Source organism: Rugamonas brunnea, from assembly GCF_014042345.1.
Taxonomy (GTDB): Bacteria; Pseudomonadota; Gammaproteobacteria; order Burkholderiales; family Burkholderiaceae_D; genus Rugamonas; species Rugamonas brunnea.
In genome coordinates, this window is the sequence record NZ_JACEZT010000007.1 from 76,322 (window position 1) to 97,068 (window position 20,747).

11 protein-coding genes and 1 pseudogene are annotated in these 20,747 nt (G+C 68.3%); 9 read left to right on the top strand and 3 right to left on the bottom strand.

What is annotated here, in order from left to right; genetic code table 11:
* The first annotated feature begins 51 nt into the window (after positions 1–51).
* Positions 52–1,905 (top strand): signal peptide peptidase SppA, encoded by a 1,854-nt coding sequence (gene sppA, locus H3H37_RS12245; RefSeq protein WP_182162795.1) that lies wholly within the window; start codon positions 52–54, stop codon positions 1,903–1,905.
* Positions 1,906–1,920: 15 nt separating this feature from the next.
* Here the strand turns inward: sppA and H3H37_RS12250 are convergent, their stop codons facing one another.
* Genes H3H37_RS12250 through H3H37_RS12260 form a run of 3 tightly spaced genes read right to left on the bottom strand, consistent with a single transcriptional unit; the run spans position 1,921 to position 4,426 of the window.
* Complete coding sequence (locus tag H3H37_RS12250; RefSeq protein ID WP_182162797.1) at positions 1,921–3,168, bottom strand: sensor histidine kinase; 1,248 nt, start codon at positions 3,166–3,168, stop codon at positions 1,921–1,923.
* Entirely contained in the window at positions 3,168–3,887 is a 720-nt protein-coding gene (locus H3H37_RS12255; RefSeq protein ID WP_375539997.1) for a response regulator, read from the bottom strand. The genes H3H37_RS12250 and H3H37_RS12255 overlap by 1 nt, the downstream gene beginning before the upstream one ends.
* 56 nt (positions 3,888–3,943) lie before the next feature.
* The gene (locus tag H3H37_RS12260) at positions 3,944–4,426 is read right to left on the bottom strand and encodes a Spy/CpxP family protein refolding chaperone (protein WP_182162801.1); all 483 of its coding nucleotides are present in this window, start codon (positions 4,424–4,426) and stop codon (positions 3,944–3,946) included.
* Positions 4,427–4,648: 222 nt separating this feature from the next.
* Here H3H37_RS12260 and H3H37_RS12265 point away from each other — a divergent pair, with 222 nt between their 5' ends.
* From H3H37_RS12265 to H3H37_RS12295, 8 genes and pseudogenes are all read left to right on the top strand, one after another.
* Positions 4,649–6,190: an efflux RND transporter periplasmic adaptor subunit gene (locus H3H37_RS12265; protein WP_182162803.1), complete on the top strand. Its 1,542-nt coding sequence runs from the start codon at positions 4,649–4,651 to the stop codon at positions 6,188–6,190.
* Positions 6,191–6,236: 46 nt separating this feature from the next.
* Positions 6,237–9,359 (top strand): efflux RND transporter permease subunit, encoded by a 3,123-nt coding sequence (locus H3H37_RS12270; RefSeq protein ID WP_182162805.1) that lies wholly within the window; start codon positions 6,237–6,239, stop codon positions 9,357–9,359.
* A complete protein-coding gene (locus H3H37_RS12275) occupies positions 9,356–12,640 on the top strand; it encodes an efflux RND transporter permease subunit (RefSeq protein WP_182162807.1) in 3,285 nt (1,094 codons plus the stop codon). The genes H3H37_RS12270 and H3H37_RS12275 overlap by 4 nt, the downstream gene beginning before the upstream one ends.
* Before the next feature lie 71 nt (positions 12,641–12,711).
* Positions 12,712–14,073 (top strand): efflux transporter outer membrane subunit, encoded by a 1,362-nt coding sequence (locus H3H37_RS12280; RefSeq protein ID WP_182163143.1) that lies wholly within the window; start codon positions 12,712–12,714, stop codon positions 14,071–14,073.
* A gap of 195 nt (positions 14,074–14,268) precedes the next feature.
* Positions 14,269–15,047: pseudogene (locus H3H37_RS26230) on the top strand (chemotaxis protein CheB); the annotation flags it as partial.
* 12 nt (positions 15,048–15,059) lie between these two features.
* Positions 15,060–16,838 carry a CheR family methyltransferase gene (locus tag H3H37_RS26235; RefSeq protein WP_375539998.1) on the top strand — a complete coding sequence of 593 codons (1,779 nt, stop codon included), beginning with the start codon at positions 15,060–15,062 and terminating at the stop codon, positions 16,836–16,838.
* On the top strand, positions 16,835–18,556 hold the full coding sequence (locus H3H37_RS12290; protein ID WP_182162809.1) for a sensor histidine kinase: 1,722 nt from the start codon (positions 16,835–16,837) through the stop codon (positions 18,554–18,556). The genes H3H37_RS26235 and H3H37_RS12290 overlap by 4 nt, the downstream gene beginning before the upstream one ends.
* 39 nt (positions 18,557–18,595) lie before the next feature.
* On the top strand, positions 18,596–20,731 hold the full coding sequence (locus H3H37_RS12295) for a S46 family peptidase (RefSeq protein WP_182162811.1): 2,136 nt from the start codon (positions 18,596–18,598) through the stop codon (positions 20,729–20,731).
* The last annotated feature ends 16 nt before the right edge of the window (positions 20,732–20,747 follow it).

Here is a 20,747-nt window from a genome sequence, read left to right on the forward strand (position 1 = left end):
GCCTTGCCTTTTGGATTACATTGTCACGTTTTACATCGCCCGGGAGTCCCCATGTCGTTTTCACCATTTTCCGCTGCGCGCCGCGGTGTCGCGTTCTGCTGGCGCGTGCTCGATGCCGGCCGCCGAACGGTCTTGAACCTGCTGTTCCTGGGCTTGCTGATCGCCATTGCCTACGCCCTGTTCGGCGGCGGCATCAAGCCGCTGGCGCCCAAGACCACGCTGGTGCTGGATTTGAAGGGGACGCTGGTGGAGCAGGCCAGCGGCGGCGCGCGCGAAGCGCTGCTGACCAGCGTGCGCGGCGGCGAACCGCGCAAGATGGTGCAGTTGCGCGACGTGCTGGCCGTGCTCGACGCGGCCGCCAAGGACCCCAACATCGGCGCGGCCGTGCTGCTGGCCGACGAGCTGCAGGGCGGCGGCCAGGCCATGCTGCGCGAAGTGGCGGCCGGGCTGGAGCGCTTCAAGGCCAGCGGCAAGCCCGTGGTGGCCTGGGGTGCCAGCTATGACCAGAGCCAGTACCTGCTGGCCGCGCACGCCAGCGAAGTCTATCTGCACCCGATGGGCATGGTGATGCTGGAGGGCTTTGGCCGCTACCGCAATTACTACCGCGACGCGCTCGACAAGCTGGGCGTGACGGTCAACCTGCTGCGCGTGGGCACCTACAAGAGTTTCGGCGAGCCCTTCATCGCCAACGGCCCGTCGCCGGCCGCCGCCGAGGCGGACGCCTACCTGAACAACGGCCTGTGGACCGCCTACACGGGCGAGGTGGAGAAGGCCCGCAAGCTGCCCCAGGGCGAGGTGATGAAGACCATCAACGACCTGCCGGCCCGGGTGGCGGCCGTGCATGGCGACCTGGCCCAGTTGTCGCTGGCGTCCCGGCTGGTCGATGGCTTGAAGACCCGCGACCAGGTGCGCCAGATGATGACGCAGCGCGGCGCGCCGGACGGCAAGAGCTTCCGCCAGATCGCGTTCGAAGACTACCTGGCCCGCTTGCATCCCAAGCTGACCGGCGACGCCATCGGCGTGGTGGTGGCGGCCGGCGAGATCAGCGACGGCACGGCCGGACCGGGCGCCATCGGCGGCGATTCGACCTCCAAGCTGATTCGCATGGCGCGCGAGGACGACAGGATCAAGGCCGTGGTGCTGCGCGTCGATTCGCCCGGCGGCAGCGCGTTCGCGTCGGAGCTGATCCGGCGCGAGCTGCAGTTGACGCGCGAGGCGGGCAAGCCGGTGGTGGTATCGATGGGGAACGTCGCCGCATCCGGCGGTTACTGGATCTCCATGGCCTCCGATGAAGTGATCGCCGACCCCACCACCATCACCGGTTCGATCGGCGTGTTCGCCATCCTGCCCACGGCCGAGAAGGTGATCGACAAGCTGGGCATCCACACGGCCGGCGCGCCCACCACCTGGCTGGGCGACGCCGGCAATCCCCTGCGTCCGCTCGATCCGCGCTTCGGCCAGGTGATCCAGAGCAGCATCAACCACATCTACGGCGAATTCACCACCAAGGCCGCGCAGGCGCGCAAGACCACGCCCGAGAAGATCGACGCCGTGGCCCAGGGCCGGGTGTGGACGGGCCAGCAAGCCAAGGAGCGCGGCCTGGTCGATACGCTGGGCAGCTACAACGACGCCATCAAGTCGGCGGCCCGCCGCGCCAAGCTTGGTGACGACTACCGAATCACCTACATCGAGCGTGAGACGAGCAAGTTCGACAAGCTGATCGAATTGTTCGGTGGTTCGGTGGCACAGGCCGTGGGCGCGCAGGTGAAGCTGGGCCTGACCACGACGGGCCTGCCGCCCGGCGCGGCGGCCGATGTGGCCCATGAACTGGGCTGGCTCAATGAAGTGAGCGCCGGCCATAAGCCGTTCATGGCCATCACGCACTGCCTGTGCGAGTCGCCCTGATCCTGCCGTTGCAGGCTACCCTGCCAGCGGCAGGGTGATGGCGAAGCGGCTGCGGCCATCGGGCATGGTGGCGCAGCGCGCATCGCCGCCGTGGCGGCGGGCGATCTGGCGCACCAGCGCCAGTCCCAGCCCCGCGCCGTGGTTGTCCTGGGTGCCGGCGCGCCGGTAGAACGGCTCGAACACCCGCTCGAATTCCCCGGCCGGGATGCCGGGACCGCTGTCCCAGACGCTCAAGGTGACGATGGGCGCATCGGCCGCGTCATAGCGTTCGATCTGCACATGGGCCGGCGCCACGCCATGGCGGCGCGCGTTCTCCAGCAGGTTGCGCAGCAGGCGGCGCAGCAGGCGCGGGTCGCCGCGCACGGTGGCGCTGGCGCCGTTCAGCAGCGCGTCGTCGTAGTGCGCGCATTCCTCGGCGGCCAGCGCGAGCAGGTCCACGTCCTCCACCGCCATGGCGTCGTCGATGGCGCCCAGCCGGCTGGCCAGCAGGATTTCGTCGAGCAGGTGATCGAGTTCCGCGATGTCCTGCTCCAGGCCCGCGCGCCGTTTGGCGTCCACGGTGTCCTTCACCAGTTCCAGCGCCAGCCGGATGCGCGCCAGCGGCGTGCGCAGCTCGTGCGAGGCGTTGGCCAGCAGCGTCTTGTGGGCGCCCACCAGTTGCTCGATCTGGTCGGCGGCGCGGTTGAAACTGCGCGCCAGTTGCGCCACTTCGTCCTTGCCTTCCACCTTCACACGGGCCGACAGGTCGCCCGCGCCCAGCGATTCCACGCCCGTCTGCAAGCGTTCCAGCCGGCGCGTGAGCTGGCGCACGATGGGGTAGGCGGCCACCGCCACCCCCAGCACCAACAGCAGCAGCATGGCGTGCAGCACCTGGCGCGCATTGGCGAAGCCGAGCGGTTGGCTCGACAGCAGCTGGCGCCCGTCCGGCAGGCGCACCCACGACGCGCGCGGTGGCGCCGCCATGGTCCGCAGCCGCCATTCCGGCTTAGGCAGGGGCGGGCCGACGGTGGCCAGCGGCGTCCAGTCGGGCGCGTACAGCGTCATGCGGGCATGGATGCCGCTGGCCATGCGTTCCAGCGCCGCCTGCTGTTGTTCGGCCGGCGCGCCGGCCGGCGCCAGCGTGTTCTGCACCAGCCGCGCCAGTGTGGCGTCGGAGCGTTCCATGGGGCCGCCGTCGCGGTGCCACAGCAGCGAGACGGCCAGCGCGAACAGCATCAGGCTGGCCAGCAGCGCGATGTAGAAGCGGAAGTAGAGGCGCGACATCAGTCCTGCGCCTTGGCGAACAGATAGCCGGCGCCGCGCACGGTGATGATGCGGCGCGACTTCTTGGGATCATCCTCGACGGCGGCGCGGATGCGCGACATGTGCACGTCGATCGAGCGGTCGAATGCTTCGATCTGCTCGCCCTTGACCAGCTCCATCAGCGCGTCGCGCGACAGCACGCGGCCCGCATGCTGGGCCAGCGCCAGCAGCAGGTCGAACTGGTAGGCGGTCAGTTCGCACGGCGCGCCGTCGACGCTGGCGCGGTGGCCGGCCGGGTCGATTTCGAGCCGGCCGAAGCGCAGCGCGGGCGGGCCGTCGCGCGGGCCGTCCACGCGCCGGCGCAGGATGGCGCGCAGGCGCGCCAGCAGCTCACGCGGCTCGAATGGCTTGGGCAGGTAATCGTCGGCGCCGATCTCCAGGCCGACGATGCGGTCCACGGCGTCGCCGCGCGCCGTCAGCATCAGCACGGGGATGTCGGAATGGGTGCGCAGCTGGCGGCACACGTCCAGGCCGTCCATGTCGGGCAGCATCAGGTCCAGCACCACGGCGTCGGCCGGCGCGGCGGCCAGTTGCGCCAGCGCGTCCGCGCCCGTGGCGGCGGCGCGCACGCGAAAGCCCGCCTGGCCCAGGTACTCGGTGAGCATCTCGGACAGGCGGGGATCGTCTTCAACAAGCAGAATACGGTCAATACGGTCAGTTCGGTCGGCCATGGGATTCATTCTACGGACAGGCGGCGGCCTTCACAAGCGGCCGCCGCGCGATGCCGATTGCGGGTTTAACCGTGGTGCATGCCGTGGCCGTGGCCATGCATCCGGGCCAGGTGGTCGGCCAGCTTCTGGCGCTGGACCGGGGTGAGCTGGTCGCCCACGTCGGCGATCAGTTGCACCAGCCGTTTTGAGGCCTGGTCGGCCAGCTGCATGTGCTGGGCGCGTGCCGCTTCCAGCGCGGCGCGGTCGAGGGTGGGCGCCGTCAACAGCTGCAATGCGTTCTCGTGGGCCTTGTGCATTTGCTCGTGCATGGGCTGCAGGTCTTGCATGGCCTGGCGCACGATCGGGTCGATCTGGGTCTTCTGGGCCTCGGTGGCGTCGATTTCCACGTACATGTGCTTGAGCATGCGGTCGACATGGGCGGTGGCGTCGATGGCGCTGTGCGGGCCGGCGCTGTTCAGGTGGCGGTCCACGGCGTAGGCGCCGGCGCCGACTGCCAGGGTGGCGCCGAGCAGGAAGGCAGCGATGGTGTGGCGGTTGAAGATGCTCATGTTGGTTCCTTGGTTGGGTTGAGGAGACTACGGAAGCAAGTATGCGAGGGCGCCGTATCGCTGCCATGTCGCGCAGGTAAAGTTTTGTAAAGCGGCTTTGAAAGCGGATTTGGAAGGGGATTTGAGAGGGAGGATTTGTAGCGAGTTTGTAACTTGGACGCGGAATGGCGGTGGGCGACCGTAAAATGGCAGGCATCAGACAGGAATTGCCAAGGACAGCGAATGAATACCCAAGCGACACCGGAATCCAACGCAACCCCGAAACGGCGCGGTGGCCGCGCCAGGCTGGCGGGCAGTGTGATCGCCATCGCCGTGATGGCCGCGCTGGGCGGGCTGGCGTGGTATCTGACGCATCCCGCCGGTGGTGCGGGCGGCGCGGGTGGTCCACCCGGCATGGCCGGCGGCCCCGGTGGACCGGGCGGGCCGGGTGGCCCCGGCGGCGGGGGCGGTCCCGGAGGACGGCGCGGCGGCCCGGCCACCACGGTGGGCGTGGCCACGGCCGAAAAGGCCGATGTGCCGGTATCGCTCGATGCGCTGGGCACCGTGACGTCGGCCGCCACCACGACCGTGCGGGTGCAGGTGTCCGGCATCCTGCGGCAGGTGCTGTTCAAGGAAGGGCAGATGGTCAAGGCCGGCCAGGTGCTGGCGGAGATCGACCCGCGCCAGTTTGAGATGGCATTGTTGCAGGCGAGCGGCCAGCGCCAGCGCGACGAGGCCCAGCTTGAAAACGCCAAGCTGACGCTGGAGCGCTACCGCACGTTGCTGGGCCAGGATTCGATCGCGCGCCAGGACGTCGATACGCAGGCGGCGCTGGTCAAGCAGTTGCAGGGCACGGTGATGACGGACCGCGCCGCCGAAGGACTGGCGCGCCTGAACCTCGGTTATACGAAGGTGACGGCGCCCATCAGCGGCCGCGTGGGCTTGCGCGGCGTGGACGTGGGTAACCTGGTCAACTCCGGCGACGCGGCCGGCATCGCCGTCATCACGCAGCTCTCGCCGATCGACGTGACCTTCACCATTCCGCAGGATCAGGCGCCTGACGTGCTGGCGCGCGCGAACGAGGGTGCGGCCTTGCCGGCCATCGCGTTCGACCGCACCCGCAGCACCGCGCTGGCGGAGGGCAAATTCGCGGCGCTCGACAACCAGGTCGATACCCAGACCGGCACCGTCAAGGCTAAGGCGCGCTTCGCCAACGACAAGACGACGCTGTTCCCCAGCCAGTTCGTGAACCTGCGGCTGGAACTGCGCACCATCAAGGATGCCGTGATGGTGCCGGTGACGGCGCTGCGCCACGGCGCCAGCGGCGATTTCGTCTACGTGCTGAACGCGGACCGCACGGTGTCGCTGCGCCCCGTCACTCGCGGCCAGGCCACGGCGGACAAGGTCCAGATGAAAACGGGCCTGCAAGCCGGGGAGCAGGTCATTACGGAAGGCGCGGACCGGCTCAAAGATGGCGCCCGTGTGGTGCTGGCTGGCGATAAGCCGGGCGCCGGTGCCGGCGGAGCGGGCGGCCGGCATGGCGGTCGCCGCGCGGGTGGTGCAGGCGCGGGTGGTGCAGGCGCGGGTGCTGGCGGCGGTGGAGGTGCGGGCCCAGGCGAAGGTGCCGGTGGCCCAGGTGCAGGTCCAGGTGCAGTACAAGGCCAAGGTGCGGGTATGGGTGCCGGTGCAGCCGCTGGCGCTGGCGCGAGTACAGGCGCGGGCGCGAGTGCCGCCGCCAGTGGCTGGTCGGGTGCGCATCGTCCGCCGCGCGGGAGCGGGCAATGACAGTGGCGCGCGATAAGCTGGCCGTTGCCGGCATGGGGCGATTGCCATGAGTCCCTCCGCTCCATTCATCCAGCGGCCGGTGGCGACGTCGCTGCTGATGCTGGCCATCGTGCTGGCCGGCCTGGTGGGCTTCAAGTTCCTGCCGCTGTCGGCGCTGCCGCAGGTGGACTTCCCCACGATCCAGGTGCAGACGCTGTACCCGGGCGGCAGCCCCGAAGTGATGGGCCAGACCGTGACGGCGCCGCTGGAACGCCAGTTCGGCCAGATGGCGGGCTTGCAGCGCATGAGTTCCACCAGCGCGGCTGGCGTCTCCATCATCACCTTGCAGTTCTCGCTGGGCCAGACGCTGGACGTGGCCGAGCAGGAAGTGCAGGCGGCCATCAACGCCGGCGCCTCGCTGCTGCCGACCGACTTGCCGGCGCCACCCGTGTACGCCAAGGTCAACCCGGCCGACGCGCCCGTGCTCACGCTGGCCATTACTTCCGACACCATGCCTCTCACGCAGGTGCAGAACATCGTCAATACCCGGCTGGCGCTGAAGATCAGCCAGGTCAGTGGTGTGGGCCTCGTCACACTGAGCGGCGGTCAGCGGCCCGCCGTGCGTATCCAGGCCGACACCCAGGCCCTCGCTTCGGCCGGCCTCGGGCTGGACACGCTGCGCAGCGCCATCGCCGCCGCCAACGCCAACAGCGCCAAGGGCAGTTTCGACGGTCCGACCCGTTCGTTCACCATCAACGCCAACGACCAGCTGCTGACGGCCGACGACTACCGCAAGCTGATCGTGGCCTACCGCAACGGCGCGCCCGTGCGGCTGGAGGACGTGGCGCAGGTGGTCGACAGCGCGGAGAACGTCAAGCTGGGCGCCTGGTCCGGCATGAAGCCGGCCATCATCCTCAACGTGCAGCGCCAGCCCGGCGCCAACGTGATCGCCACCGTGGACGCCATCAAGAGCCGCCTGCCCGAGCTGACGGCCGGCCTGCCCGGCGCGCTGCGGGTGGACGTGCTGAGCGACCGCACCACCGGCATCCGCGCCTCGGTGGAGCACGTGGAGACAGAACTGCTGCTGGCCGTGGTGCTGGTGGTGCTGGTCATCTTCGGCTTCCTGCACAGCGTGCGGGCCACGGTGATCGCCAGCCTGGCCGTGCCGATCTCGCTGGTGGGCACCTTCGGCGTCATGTATTTGCTTGGCTACAGCCTGAACAACCTGTCGCTGATGGCGCTCACCATCGCCACCGGCTTCGTGGTGGACGACGCCATCGTCATGATCGAGAACATCGCCCGCTACATCGAGCAGGGCGAGACGCCGATGGCGGCCGCGCTCAAGGGCGCCACCCAGATCGGCTTCACCATCATCTCGCTGACGGTGTCGCTGATCGCCGTGCTGATCCCGCTGCTGTTCATGGGCGACGTAGTGGGGCGCTTGTTCCGCGAGTTCGCCGTCACGCTGGCCATCACCATCCTGATTTCGGCCGTGGTGTCGCTGACGCTGGTGCCCATGATGTCGGGCCGCTGGCTGCGCAGCCACGCGGACGAGCATCCGGGTGCGCTGGCCCGCCATACGCAAGCGTTTTTCGACGCCGTGATCAAACAGTACGACCGCGCCTTGCAGTGGGTGCTGGAGCGCCAGGGCCTGACGCTGCTGGTGGCGCTGGCCACGCTGCTGCTGACGGTGGCCATGTACATCTTCATTCCCAAAGGCTTGTTCCCGACCCAGGACACGGGCCAGTTGCAGGCCCGCGTGGAGACGGCGCAATCGGTGTCCTATGCCCGCATGGCCGAATTGCAGCGGGCCACGGCGCGCGCGCTGCTGGCCGATCCGGACGTGGAGTCGCTCAGCTCCCTGGTGGGCGTGGACGCGGCCAACAACACCATGCTGCACACGGGCCGCATGCTGATTAACCTGAAACGCAAGCGCAGCGCCAGCCAGGACGCCACCATGGCGCGCCTGCGCCAGCGCGCCAGCGAAGTGGCCGGCGTGACCCTGTATTTGCAACCGACACAGGACCTGACCATCGACGCCGAAACGGGGCCGACCCAGTACCGCGTATCGCTGGAAGGGGCCGATTACGCCACCGTCAACGGCTGGGCCGCCAAACTGGCGCAGCAGATGCGCAGCAAGGCGGGGCTGCGCAACGTGGTGTCGGACGCGGGCGCCACCGGCAGCGCCGCCTTCATCAGCATCGACCGTGACAGCGCCGCGCGGCTCGGCATCACGGCGGCCGCCATCGACGATGCGTTGTACAGCGCCTTCGGCCAGCGCATCGTCTCGACCATCTTCGCCCAGACCGACCAGTACCGGGTGATCCTGGAAGCGCGCCAGGATGCGCTGACCACGCCGGCCACGCTGGGCGACCTGCAACTGCGCACCAGCTCCGGCAAGACGACGCCGCTGTCGGCCGTGGCGACCATCATCGAGCGCCCGGCGCCGTTGCAGATCACGCACGTGGCCCAGTATCCGGCCACCACGCTGGGCTTCGATACGGCCAGCGGCGTGGCGCTGGGCGATGCGGTGGACGCCGTGCGCGAGGCGGCCGAGGAAATCAAGCTGCCGCCGTCCGTGTCGCTGACTTTCCTGGGCGCGGCGGGCGCTTACCAGAACTCGCTGTCCAATCAATTGTGGCTGATCCTGGCGGCGGTGATCTGCGTCTACATCGTGCTCGGCGTGCTGTACGAAAGCTATATCCACCCGCTCACCATCCTGTCCACCTTGCCGTCGGCCGGCGTGGGCGCCTTGCTGGCGCTGGGCGTCAGCGGGCAGGACCTGGGCGTGATTGGCATCATCGGCATCATCCTGCTGATCGGCATCGTGAAGAAGAACGCCATCATGATGATCGATTTCGCCATCGAAGCCGAGCGTGAGGAAGGCAAGTCGGCGCGCGAGGCCATTCACCAGGCAGCGCTGCTGCGTTTCCGTCCGATCTTGATGACGACGCTGGCGGCGCTGTTCGCGGCCGTGCCCTTGATGCTGGGCTGGGGCGACGGCGCTGAGTTGCGCCGGCCACTGGGCCTGTCCATCTTCGGTGGCCTGATCGTGAGCCAGATGCTGACGCTGTTCACCACGCCCGTGATCTACCTGGGCTTCGATGCGCTGGCACGGCGCTGGGGCGGACGCGGCACGGCGGCCGGCGGCCCCGCGCACTTGGACGAGGCGGACGGGGTGGCGCCGTGAACCTGTCGGCGCCCTTCGTACGCCGGCCCATCGGCACGGTGCTGCTGACCATCGGCATCGCGCTGGCTGGTATCGCCGCGTTCTTCGTGCTGCCCGTGTCGCCGCTGCCGCAGGTCGATTTTCCCGCCATCGCGGTGACGGCCACGCTGCCGGGCGCCAGTCCGGAAACCATGGCCAGCAACGTGGCCATGCCGCTGGAACGGCGGCTGGGCGTGATCGCGGGCGTGAACGAAGTCACGTCCAGTTCCGGCGCCGGGCAAACCCGGGTCAGCCTGCAATTCGATTTGAACCGCAAGATCGATTCGGCCGCGCGCGAAGTGCAGGCGGCCATCAATGCCTCGCGCGTCGATTTGCCGGCCACGCTGCGCAGCAATCCCACCTACCGCAAGGTCAATCCGTCGGACGCGCCGGTGCTGATCCTGGCGTTGACGTCGCCCACCCGCACGCCGGGCCAGATCTATGAAGCCGTGTCCAACCTGGTGCAGCAAAAGCTGGCGCAGGTGCAGGGCGTGGGCGACGTGGAGATCGGCGGCGGCTCGCTGCCGGCCGTGCGCGTGGAACTGCTGCCGTATGCCTTGAACCGCTACGGCGTGTCCACCGAGGACGTGCGTGCGGCCATCCAGGCCACCAACGCCAACCGGCCCAAGGGTGCGATCGAAGGGGAAGGGCGCCACTTGCAGCTGTACTCCGCGCCCGACGGCGCGCGCGGCGGGCGCAGCGCGGCTGATTACCGCACGCTGGTGGTGGCGTGGCGCAATGGCTCGGCCATCCGCTTGCAGGACGTGGCCGAGGTGATCGACGGCACCGAGAACAACAACACGCTGGGCCTGTTCAACGGCCAGCCGGCCGTCATCGTGCTGATCACGCGCCAGCCCGGTGCCAACGTGATCGAGACGGTGGACAGCGTGCGCGCGCTGCTGCCGCAACTGCAGGCGCAACTGCCGCAGGACGTCAAGCTGCAGGTGGCGTCGGACCGCACCAATTCCATCCGCGCCTCGCTCAAGGAAATCGAGATCACGCTGCTGATCTCCATCGTGCTGGTGGTGCTGGTGGTGAGCGCCTTCCTGCGCAGCGCGCGCGCCACCATCGTGCCGGCCGTGGCCACGGTGGTGTCGCTGCTGGGCACCTTCGGCGTCATGTACTTGATGGGTTTCAGCCTCAATAACCTGAGCCTGATGGCGCTCACGGTGGCCACCGGCTTCGTGGTGGACGACGCCATCGTGGTGCTGGAGAACACGGCACGCCACATCGAGCAGGGCATGGACCGCTTCCACGCGGCGCTGCTGGGCGCGCGCGAAGTGGGCTTCACCGTGCTGTCCATCAGCCTGTCGCTGGTGGCCGTGTTCATTCCGCTGCTGTTCATGGGCGGGCAGGTGGGGCGGCTGTTCCGCGAATTCGCCGTCACGCTGTCGGTGGCCGTGCTGATTTCGCTGGTGATCTCGCTCACCACCACGCCCATGATGTGTGCCTGGCTGCTCAAGCCGGGCGGCCACCAGCGGCCGCCGGGCCGGCTGGCGCGCTGGGCGGAACGCGGTTACGACTGGATGCACCGCATGTATGCCCATTCGCTGGACTGGGCGCTGTCGAGCCTATGGCTGGTGATGCTGATCCTCGTGTTCGTCATCGGCCTGAATGTGTACCTGTTCCGGGCCGCGCCCAAGGGTTTCTTCCCGCAGCAGGATTCGGGGCAGATCAGCGGCGGTATCCGGGCCGACCAGAGTATTTCGTTCCAGGCCATGCAGCAAAAGCTGCGCCAGCTGGTCAACGTCATCAAGAACGATCCGGCCGTCGATACGGTGGTCGGCTTCACGGGCGGTTCGCGCGCCGGCGGTGGCTTCATGTTCATCACGCTCAAGCCGCCGTCGCAGCGGCATGAGAAGGGGCAGGCCGTGATGGCGCGCCTGCGGCCGCAGCTGGCACGCATCAGTGGCGTGTCGCTGTTCCTGAACCCGGTGCAGGATTTGCGCATGGGCGGACGGCAGTCCAACTCCACCTACCAGTACACGCTCAAGAGCGACGACCGCACTGCGCTGAAAGTGTGGGCGGCGCGCCTGGCCGACGCCATGAAGGCACAGAAGCCGCTGATCGACGTGGACACGGACCAGGCGGACAACGGCGTGGAAACCCTGGTCGAGATCGACAAGGACAGCGCGGCCCGCATGGGCATGACAGTGCGCGACGTGGACAACGCGCTCTACAACGGCTTCGGCCAGCGCCAGGTGTCCACCATCTACGACGAACTCAATCAGTACCACGTGATCATGGAAGTGGCGCCGCGCTACGCGCAAAGTCCGGAGGCGCTGCGCGACGTGTACGTGCCGGGCAAGCCCGCCACGGGCGCCACCGCCGCGACGGCAACCGCTGGCGGCGCCGCCATCGCGTCCACGGCCACCGCAACCACCACGGCCAGCACGGTTACCACGGGTGCCGGCAACAACGGCGCCGCGCGCGACGCGGCCACGGGCGCGGCGCTCAACACGGCGGCCAACGTGATGGTGCCGCTGCCGGCGCTGGCCCGCTTCACTGAACGCTCCGCGCCCACTTCGGTCGAGCATCAGGACGGCGAACTGGCCACCACCGTGTCGTTCAACCTGGCCGACGGCTACAGCCTGGGCGACGCCCAGCAGGCCGTCAAGCAGGCGGAGGCCGACATCGCCATGCCGGCCAACGTGCGCGGCAGCTTCCAGGGCACGGCCCGCAGCGCCGACGAGAACAACCGCCAGCAACCGTTGCTGATCCTGGCCGCCATCGTCGTGATCTACATCGTGTTGGGTATCCTGTACGAGAGCCTGGTGCATCCGGTGACGGTGCTGTCCACGCTGCCCTCGGCCGGCGTGGGCGCCGTGCTGGCGCTGCTGATGTTCAAGATGGAGTTTTCCATCATCGCGCTGATCGGCGTGTTCCTGCTGATCGGCATCGTCAAGAAGAACGCCATCCTCATCATCGATTTCGCGCTGGAGGCGGAGCGGGGCAGGGGACTGAGCGCGGTGCAGGCCGTGCGCGAGGCGTGCCTGCTGCGCTTCCGCCCCATCCTGATGACGACGCTGGCCGCAGCACTGGGCGCGCTGCCGCTGGCCATCGGTTTCGGCGAAGGCTCGGAACTGCGCCAGCCGCTGGGCATCGCCATCATCGGTGGCCTGATCGCCAGCCAGCTCATGACCTTGCTGACCACGCCCGTGGTCTACATCCTGCTCGACAAGCTGCGCCGCCGCAGCCCAACCGAACAACATTTAAGCCGCTTGCACGGCGAGCAGGCAACTGCGTCGCCGACACCACCATGACTCTGAAGCTTACCCCCGCGAAGCCTTCCCCCCCGAAGCGCACTCTCCCTGCGCGCGCGCGCCTGGCCGCCATGACGCTGGCCGCCACCGTAGCCAGCGGCTGCGCCGTCGCTCCCGCCTACCATGTGCCGGCCGTGGCGCAACCGGATGCCTACAAGGAGGCGCAAGGCTGGCAGCCGGCCGCGCCAGCCGACGCGCTGGAACGCGGTCCGTGGTGGACCTTGTTCGGCGACCCCGTGCTCAATGAACTGGCCGCCGCCGTCGAGGTGTCGAACCAGAACGTGGCCGCCGCCGCTGCCGCCTACGCGCAGGCCCGCGCGCTGGTGAGCGAGCAGCGCGCGGCGCTGTTCCCGGTAGTGGATCTGACCGGCAGCGCCGGCCGCTCCGGCGGCGGGGGCGACACCCGGACGGCCGGCCAGTACCGCATGAACATCGGCGGCAGCTGGGAGCCGGACGTGTGGGGCAAGCTGCGCGCCGGCACCGACAGCGCGGGCGCGAACGCCCAGGCCAGCGCGGCCGACCTGGCGGCGGCCCGCTTGTCGGCCCAGGGCGAGCTGGCGGCCAACTACTTCTCGCTGCGCCAGACGGACGCGCAACAGACGCTGCTGGCGGCCACCGTGGACGGCTACCAGCGCCTGCTCACCATCACCACCAACCGCTTCAACGCCGGGCTGGCCGCCAGATCCGACGTGCTGCAAGCCCAGACCCAGCTGGCCAGCGCCCGCATCGACCTGTCCAACGTGGAACGCCAGCGGGCCCAGTTCGAGCATGCGATCGCCGTCCTGCTGGGCAAGCCGGCCGGCGCCTTCACGCTGGCGGCCGCGCCATGGAACACGGCCGTGCCGGAGATCCCGGCCGGGCTGCCATCGACGCTCTTGCAGCGCCGGCCCGACATCGCCGCCGCCGAGCGCCGGGTGGCGGCGGCCAACGCGCAGATCGGTATCGCCCGCGCGGCCTATTTCCCCAGCCTGAACCTGACGGCGTCGTACGGCGTGGGCGCGAGCCAGGCGGCCGGCCTGTTCAGCGCCTCCAACAGCCTGTGGTCGCTGGGCCTGTCGGCGGCGGAGAACCTGTTCAACGCGGGCGCCACGGCGGCCCGCGTGAGCGGCGCCGAGGCAGGCCGCGACGCGGCCATCGCCCACTACCGCCAGACCGTGCTAGCCGCGTTCGCGGACGTGGAGAACCAGCTGGCCGCCAGCCGCGCCTTGGCCCAGCAGCAGGAACTGCGGCGCGCCGCGTCCGAGGCGGCCGACCAGGTGGAGGCGCAGATGCTGAACCGCTACCGCGCCGGACAGGTGGCTTTCACAGAGGTAGTAACGGCCCAGAACACGGCGCTGGCCGCGCGCCGCGCGCTGGTGCAGGCACAGGCGGACCGCCAGACCACGGCCGTGGCGCTGATCCAGTCGCTGGGCGGGGGCTGGCGCCAGCCTTGAGCGGCGGCGTGGCGCTGCCGGTAGGGGGCACTGGTTGTGGCATCGGGGGGCGATTTTTGGCGCGCGCATGGGCCGCGCTTGGTTTTTGTATGGCCGCTTTGTATAATCTGGCGTACGATGTTGAGTAACATACAACCTTTCGCTGTCGCCCCGCCCCGGGTGCGGTGAGTCACTTCAGATGAACCGCACGCCACGATGACTGACCACGTCCCTGCCCTTGCTGGCGCCGTAACCATCCCCGACCCCATTTTATTGGTGGGCATAGGCGCTTCGGCAGGCGGTCTGGAACCGATCAGCGAATTTCTCGCCAGCGTGCCGCCCAACTGCGGCATGGCCTTTGTCGTCATCCAGCATCTCGATCCGCGCTACAAGGGCATGCTGCCCGAATTGCTGCAGCGGGTCACGCCGATGCGCGTGCTGGAAATCACCGACGGCATGAAGCTCGAACCCAATTGCGTGTACGTGATCCCGCCCAACAAGGGCCTGGGCTTTGCCAACGGCGCGTTGCGGCTGATGGTGCCGCCCGAACCGCCGGGCAAGCGCTTGCCCATCGATCACTTCTTCATCGAACTGGCCAACGAATGGCGTGAGCGCGCGATCGGCGTGATCCTGTCGGGCATGGGGGCGATGGCACGCAGGGGCTGGAGGCGATCAAGGAGAAGGGCGGCATGACGCTGGCGCAAACGCCTGGCTCGGCCCGGTTCGACAACATGCCGCAGCATGCGATCGATGCTGGCGCTGCGGACGTGACGGCGCTGCCGCGCGACATGCCGGCCTTGATCGTCAATGGCTGGCGCGCGCCCGCGCTGGGGCTCACGGGGGCGGCGCTGCGCCAGCACCGCTCCGATTTGCAGGAGCTGTTCCAGCTGCTGCTGAAAAAGACGGGCGCCAATTTTTCCGAGTACAAGCTCAATACCGTGCTGCGCCGCATAGAACGGCGCATGAAGCTGCACCAGTTGCGCGCCTTGAACGAGTATGTTGCCTTCATGCGCAGCAATCCGGCCGAGATCGAACTGCTGTTCAAGGAACTGCTGATCGGCGTGACCCAGTTTTTCCGCGACACTAAAGTGTGGGAGCACTTGCGCCAGAGCGCCTTGCCGCAGCTGCTGGCCGCCCATCCGCAGGAACTGGCGCTCAAGGCCTGGGTGCCGGCCTGCTCGACGGGCGAGGAAGCCTACACGCTGGCCATCGTGTTCAGCGAGGTGGCGGCGCAGATCGTGGCCGACACGGGCGTCCACTACAGCCTGCAGATCTTCGCCACCGACCTCGATCCGGACGCGATCGACCGCGCGCGCCAGGGGCACTTCGGGCGCGAGATCGAGCGCGACCTGTCGCCCGAGCGGCTGCAGCGTTTCTTCGTGCCCGACGAGCAGGGCTACCGCATCCGCAAGGAGCTGCGCAACACCATCATCTTCGCGCAGCAGAACATCATCTCCGACCCGCCGTTCACCAAGGTCGACATCCTGTGCTGCCGCAACCTGCTGATCTATTTCAGCGCCAGGCTGCAGGAGCAGCTGGTGCCCATGTTCCACTACGCGATCAAGCCGGACGGCCTGCTGATCCTGGGCAGCGCCGACACGCCCGGCCGCTACGCTGACCTGTTCGTGCCTTTGCCCGGTTCCGGCCGGATTTACCGGCGCCTCGATGGCGCCATCCCGCGCGTCACCCACTATTTCCCCACCAGGGTGAGCAGCGTATCGCTGCCCAACCCGAGCGAAACCCGGACTCCAACCATGAGCGGTAACATTCAAGCAAAAGTCGAGCAGCACCTGCTCAAGCAGCATACGCCGGCGGCCGTGCTGGTCAATCCGCAGGGCGACATCCTGTACATCCACGGCCGCACCGGCGCTTACCTGGAGCCGGCGGCCGGTAAGGCCAACTGGAACATCCACGCCATGGCCCGCGAAGGGCTGGAGTTCGAGCTGGGCAACCTGGTGGGACGGGCCCTGCGCGAGTCCGGCCCGGTCGCCGTGCGTGGCCTGGTGCTCAAGGATAACCAGGGCCCGGCGATGGCGGTGGACCTGACGGCCGAGGTGTTGTCGTCGGGCGAGGAGTTGGACGGTAATATCCTCGTGACCTTCACGGCCGCTCCCTTGCCGCCCGCGCGCCGGCGCAGCCGCTCGTCCAACCCGCGCGTACAGGAACTGGAACAGCAGTTGTTGCAGGCGCGCCAGGAGATCCAGGCCGTGCGCGACGAGATGCAGCACTCGCGCGAGGAACTCAAGTCGGCCAACGAGGAACTGCAGTCGACCAACGAGGAGCTGCAATCGACCAACGAGGAGCTGACCACCTCGAAGGAGGAGATGCAGTCGCTGAACGAGGAACTGTACACGGTCAACGCCGAGCTGCAGTCCAAGGTGGACGACCTGTCGCTGGTCAATGGCGACATGAAGAACCTGCTCAACAGCACCGATATCGCCACCATCTTCCTCGACAGCGAACTGCGCATCCGCCGTTTCACCACCCAGGCCACGCAGATCTACAAGCTGATTCCGACCGACTTGAACCGGCCGCTGAGCGACATCGTCAACGAGCTCGAATACCCGAACCTGGAGCTGGACGCGCGCGAAGTGCTGCGCACGCTGGTGTTCTGCGAGCGCCAGATCCCCACCCATGGCGGGGGCTGGTACAAAGTGCGCATCATGCCTTACCGTACCGTCGACAACGTGATCGACGGGTTGGTGGTCACCTTCGTCAACGTCACCGAGTTCAAGCAACTGGAAGATCGCATGCACGCCATACAGGGCGGCTCGGAAGCCGCATGAAGACGCCGGCCGACGCGGCGCTGGACTGGCACGCGCTGCGGCGCGACGCCGAGCATCAGCTGGCCGGGGGATGGGCCGGCGCGGCCGGCCACGGCCCGCACGACGCGCAGCGCCAGCTGCATGAGCTGCAGGTCAGCCAGATCGAGCTGGCACTGCAGAACGAGGCGCTGGCGGCGTTACAGGAGCAACGCGACGCCGCCGAGGCAGGACTGAACCAGTATGCCGTACTGTATGACCAGGCGCCAGCCGGCTACCTGTCCGTCGGCCCCGATGGCGTGATCATCCGCGCCAACTTGGCCGCCGGCACCTTGCTGGGGCGGCCCCGCGAGCAACTGCTGGGACGTCCACTCGAACAGTACGTGGCGCCGCACGCGCAGGCGACCCTGCGCCGCTTCCTGGACGAACTGTTCGCCAGCGGCGTGCGCGGCGCGCTGGAGGTGCCGTTGTTCGGCGGCGCAGGGCGGGCCGCGCGCTTCGAGGCCAATCTCGACGACGCCGGGCTCAAATGCCGGTTGATCGTCACCGACATGGGCCAGCAGCAGGTGCGCGACGCGGCGCGCCGGCGCGCCTTCCTGGTGCTCGACAGCATAGAGGAGGGCGTGCTGGTGTGCGACGCCCAGCGGCGCATCGTGGCGGTCAATCCCGCGTTCACCCGGCTCACCGGCTACCTGGCCGAGGAGGCGCTGGGGCGCGATCCGGCCTTCCTGGGCCGGCGCGGCGCGCATCCGCCCGGCTACCATGCGCGGGCCATGGAGCAGTTGCTGCAATCGGGGGTCTGGCAGGGCGAGATCCACAACCTCAAGCGCGACGGCACGGCGCTGCTGACGTCCATGTCGCTGACGGTGGTGCGGGCCGACGACGGCGAGGTCGATTACTTCATCGGCGTGTTCTCCGATATCTCGGAGCGCAAGCGCGCGGAACAGGCGCTGATCGACCTGTCGCGCGAGCTTGACCAGCGCGTGGTGGAGCGCACGGCCGCGCTGACGGCGGCCAACCTGCGGCTGCAGCAGGAGGTGGCCGAGCGCCAGCGGGCCGAGGCGGCGCTGCACCAGTCGCGCGAACAGTTGCGCAAGCTGGCCGATCACCTGGTCACCGTCAAGGAGGATGAGCGCAAGCGCATCGCGCGCGAGATCCACGATGAACTTGGGCAGAACCTGCTGGCGCTGCGGCTCGACATCGCCGCGCTGCGCGCCCGCGCGGGGGCGCGCCATCCGCGCCTGGCGCAGCGGGCAGAGGTGGTGCTGGACAATGTGGATGCCACCATCCGCAGCGTGCGCGGCATCATGAACGAGCTGCGCCCGGCCGTGCTGGACCTGGGCTTGCAGGCCGCGTTCGAGTGGCAGGTGGGCGAGTGGCGCAAGCGCAGCGGCGTGGCCTGCCGCCTGCACCTGCCCGATGAGGCGGTGATGGCCGCCATCGAGGGCGACATCGGCATGGTGCTGTTCCGCAGCCTGCAGGAGTCGCTGCTCAATGTGCAGCGCCACGCGGGGGCCAGCGACGTGGAGGTGCGCCTGCGCGCGCAGGGCCGCTGGCTGGAGCTGCGCGTGGCCGACAATGGCATCGGCATCGCGCCGGCGCAGCGCAACAAGAACGGCTCGTTCGGCCTGATCGGCATCGCGGAACGGGTGGCGGCGCTGGGCGGGCGGTTCCAGATCGAGCCCTACGTGCCGGGCCGGGGCTGCACGCTGACGATAGCCTTTGCGCTGGCTCCGGCATGAGCATATACTCCCGCTGCATTTACTTTCAGGGGGCAGATCTTGTTCAAAAAATTAGTTATCCCGGCCGTCCTGCTATGCGCGGGCACGACCCACGCCGATGAAGGACAATGGCAGCCGCACCAGCTGCCGCAGTTGAAAACCGAGTTGAAGCGGATCGGGATCGAGATCCCGGCCGAAAAGCTGGCCGACCTGTCGCGCCATCCGATGAGCGCCATCGTGTCGCTGGGCGGCTGCTCGGCCTCGTTCGTATCCGACGCGGGGCTGGTGGTCACCAACCACCACTGCGCGTATGGCGCGATCCAGCGCAATTCCACGCCCGAGCACAACTACATCGCCAACGGCTACCTGGCCAAAACCCGCGCCGAGGAACTGCCGGGCGGCCCGAACACGCTGGTGTACGTGACGGACAAGGTGGAGAACGTGAGCGCGCGCGTGCTGGGCGCCGTCAAGCCGGACATGAACGGCCGCCAGCGCCACGAGGCGGTGGAAGCGGCCATCAAGACCCTGATCGCAGAATGCGAGACGGACAAGATGTACCGCTGCTCGGTCCCTGCCTTCCACCGCGGGCTGGAGTACTACCGCATCCGCCAGATGATGATCCGCGACGTGCGCCTGGTGTACGCGCCGGCCGACATGATCGGCAATTTCGGCGGCGACATCGACAACTACGAATGGCCGCGCCATGACGGCGACTATTCCTTCCTGCGCGCCTACGTGGGCAAGGATGGCCGTCCGGCCGATCCGTCGCCCGACAACGTGCCGTACCACTCCAAGGACTTCCTGGTGGTGTCGGCCGAAGGCTTGAAGAACGGCGATCCCATCCTGCTGGCCGGCTATCCGGGCCGCACCAGCCGCTACAAGCTGCCGTCCGAGATCCGCGACGCGCGCGACGTGGCCTATCCGGCCAAGGTGGCCGAGCTCCAGGCCGACCTGGACGTGATCGCGGCTGCCACCAAGGGCAGCGCCGCCGACGAGGTGCGCTACGCCAGCGTGGCCAAGGGCCTCAACAACGTGCTGAAGAAGACCCAGGGCTTGCTGGATGGCTTCGCGCGCAAGGACATCGCCGCCATCAAGGACGTGCAGGATGCCCAGTTCCGCGCGTGGTACGCGGCCCAGCCCAAGGTATCGAAGACGCTGCTGGCCGAGCTGGACGCGGCCATCGCCGCCGACATCGCCCTCAGCAACGAGGAATTCGGCCTGTACGTGGCCACCAACAGCGACCTGCTGAAAAGTGCGCGCACCCTGTACCGGCTGGCGCTGGAAGGCCGCAAGCCGGACGCCGGGCGCGAACCGGGCTACCAGCAGCGCGACCTGACCTTCATCAAGGCGCGCCTGACGCGGCTGGAGCAATCGTACGTGGGCGCCGTGGACCAGGCCCGCTACGTGGCCGCCTTGCAGCGTTACGCGCGCCTGCCCGCCGCCATGCACGCGCAGGGCGTGGATGCGCTGCTGCCGGCCGTGGATGCCGTGCCGTCCCTGTACCAGCACTCGCAACTGGGCGACACGGCCACCCGCCTGGGCTGGCTGGGCAAGGATGCGGCGGCCGTCGCCGCCTCGGACGACGCCTTCCTCAAGCTGGCCGTCAAGCTCAATGACGTGGTGACGGCGCTGGAAGACCGCCGCAAGGAAGTGGACGGCAACCTGGAACGGGTGATCCCGCAGTACATGCAGGCCGTGATCGCGTGGAAGCAGTCGCAGGGCAAGCCGGTCTACCCGGACGCCAATTCGACCTTGCGCGTGACCTATGGCACGGTGTCGCCGTATTCGCCGAAGGATGGCGTGACCAAGGGGCCGTTCACCACTGTCGAGGGCATCGTCGAGAAGCACACGGGCAAGGAGCCGTTCAACGCGCCGGCCAAGCTGCTGGAGGCGATCAAGGCCAAGCGCTACGGCCAGTTCAAGGACCCCGTGCTGGGCACGGTGCCGGTGGACTTCCTGACCAGCGCCGACACCACGGGCGGCAATTCCGGCTCGGCCGTGATGAACCGTCGTGGAGAACTGATCGGCCTGAATTTCGATTCGACCTATGAATCGATCACCAAGGACTGGTACTTCGACCGCGACATCACGCGCGCCATCCACATGGATATCCGCTACATGCTGTGGGTGATGAAGGAAGTCGACCACGCCGACAACCTGCTGCAGGAAATGCACATCAAGTATCCGAAGCAGTAAGCGGCAATCCGGCGGG

Excerpts from the sequence above, each read along its gene's own strand:
- sppA (WP_182162795.1), top strand. The coding sequence starts at position 52 with ATGTCGTTTTCACCATTTTCCGCTGCGCGCCGCGGTGTCGCGTTCTGC.
- H3H37_RS12250 (WP_182162797.1), bottom strand. The coding sequence starts at position 3,168 with ATGTCGCGCCTCTACTTCCGCTTCTACATCGCGCTGCTGGCCAGCCTG.
- H3H37_RS12255 (WP_375539997.1), bottom strand. The coding sequence starts at position 3,887 with ATGAATCCCATGGCCGACCGAACTGACCGTATTGACCGTATTCTGCTT.
- H3H37_RS12260 (WP_182162801.1), bottom strand. The coding sequence starts at position 4,426 with ATGAGCATCTTCAACCGCCACACCATCGCTGCCTTCCTGCTCGGCGCC.
- H3H37_RS12265 (WP_182162803.1), top strand. The coding sequence starts at position 4,649 with ATGAATACCCAAGCGACACCGGAATCCAACGCAACCCCGAAACGGCGC.
- H3H37_RS12270 (WP_182162805.1), top strand. The coding sequence starts at position 6,237 with ATGAGTCCCTCCGCTCCATTCATCCAGCGGCCGGTGGCGACGTCGCTG.
- H3H37_RS12280 (WP_182163143.1), top strand. The coding sequence starts at position 12,712 with ATGACGCTGGCCGCCACCGTAGCCAGCGGCTGCGCCGTCGCTCCCGCC.
- H3H37_RS26235 (WP_375539998.1), top strand. The coding sequence starts at position 15,060 with ATGCGCAGCAATCCGGCCGAGATCGAACTGCTGTTCAAGGAACTGCTG.
- H3H37_RS12290 (WP_182162809.1), top strand. The coding sequence starts at position 16,835 with ATGAAGACGCCGGCCGACGCGGCGCTGGACTGGCACGCGCTGCGGCGC.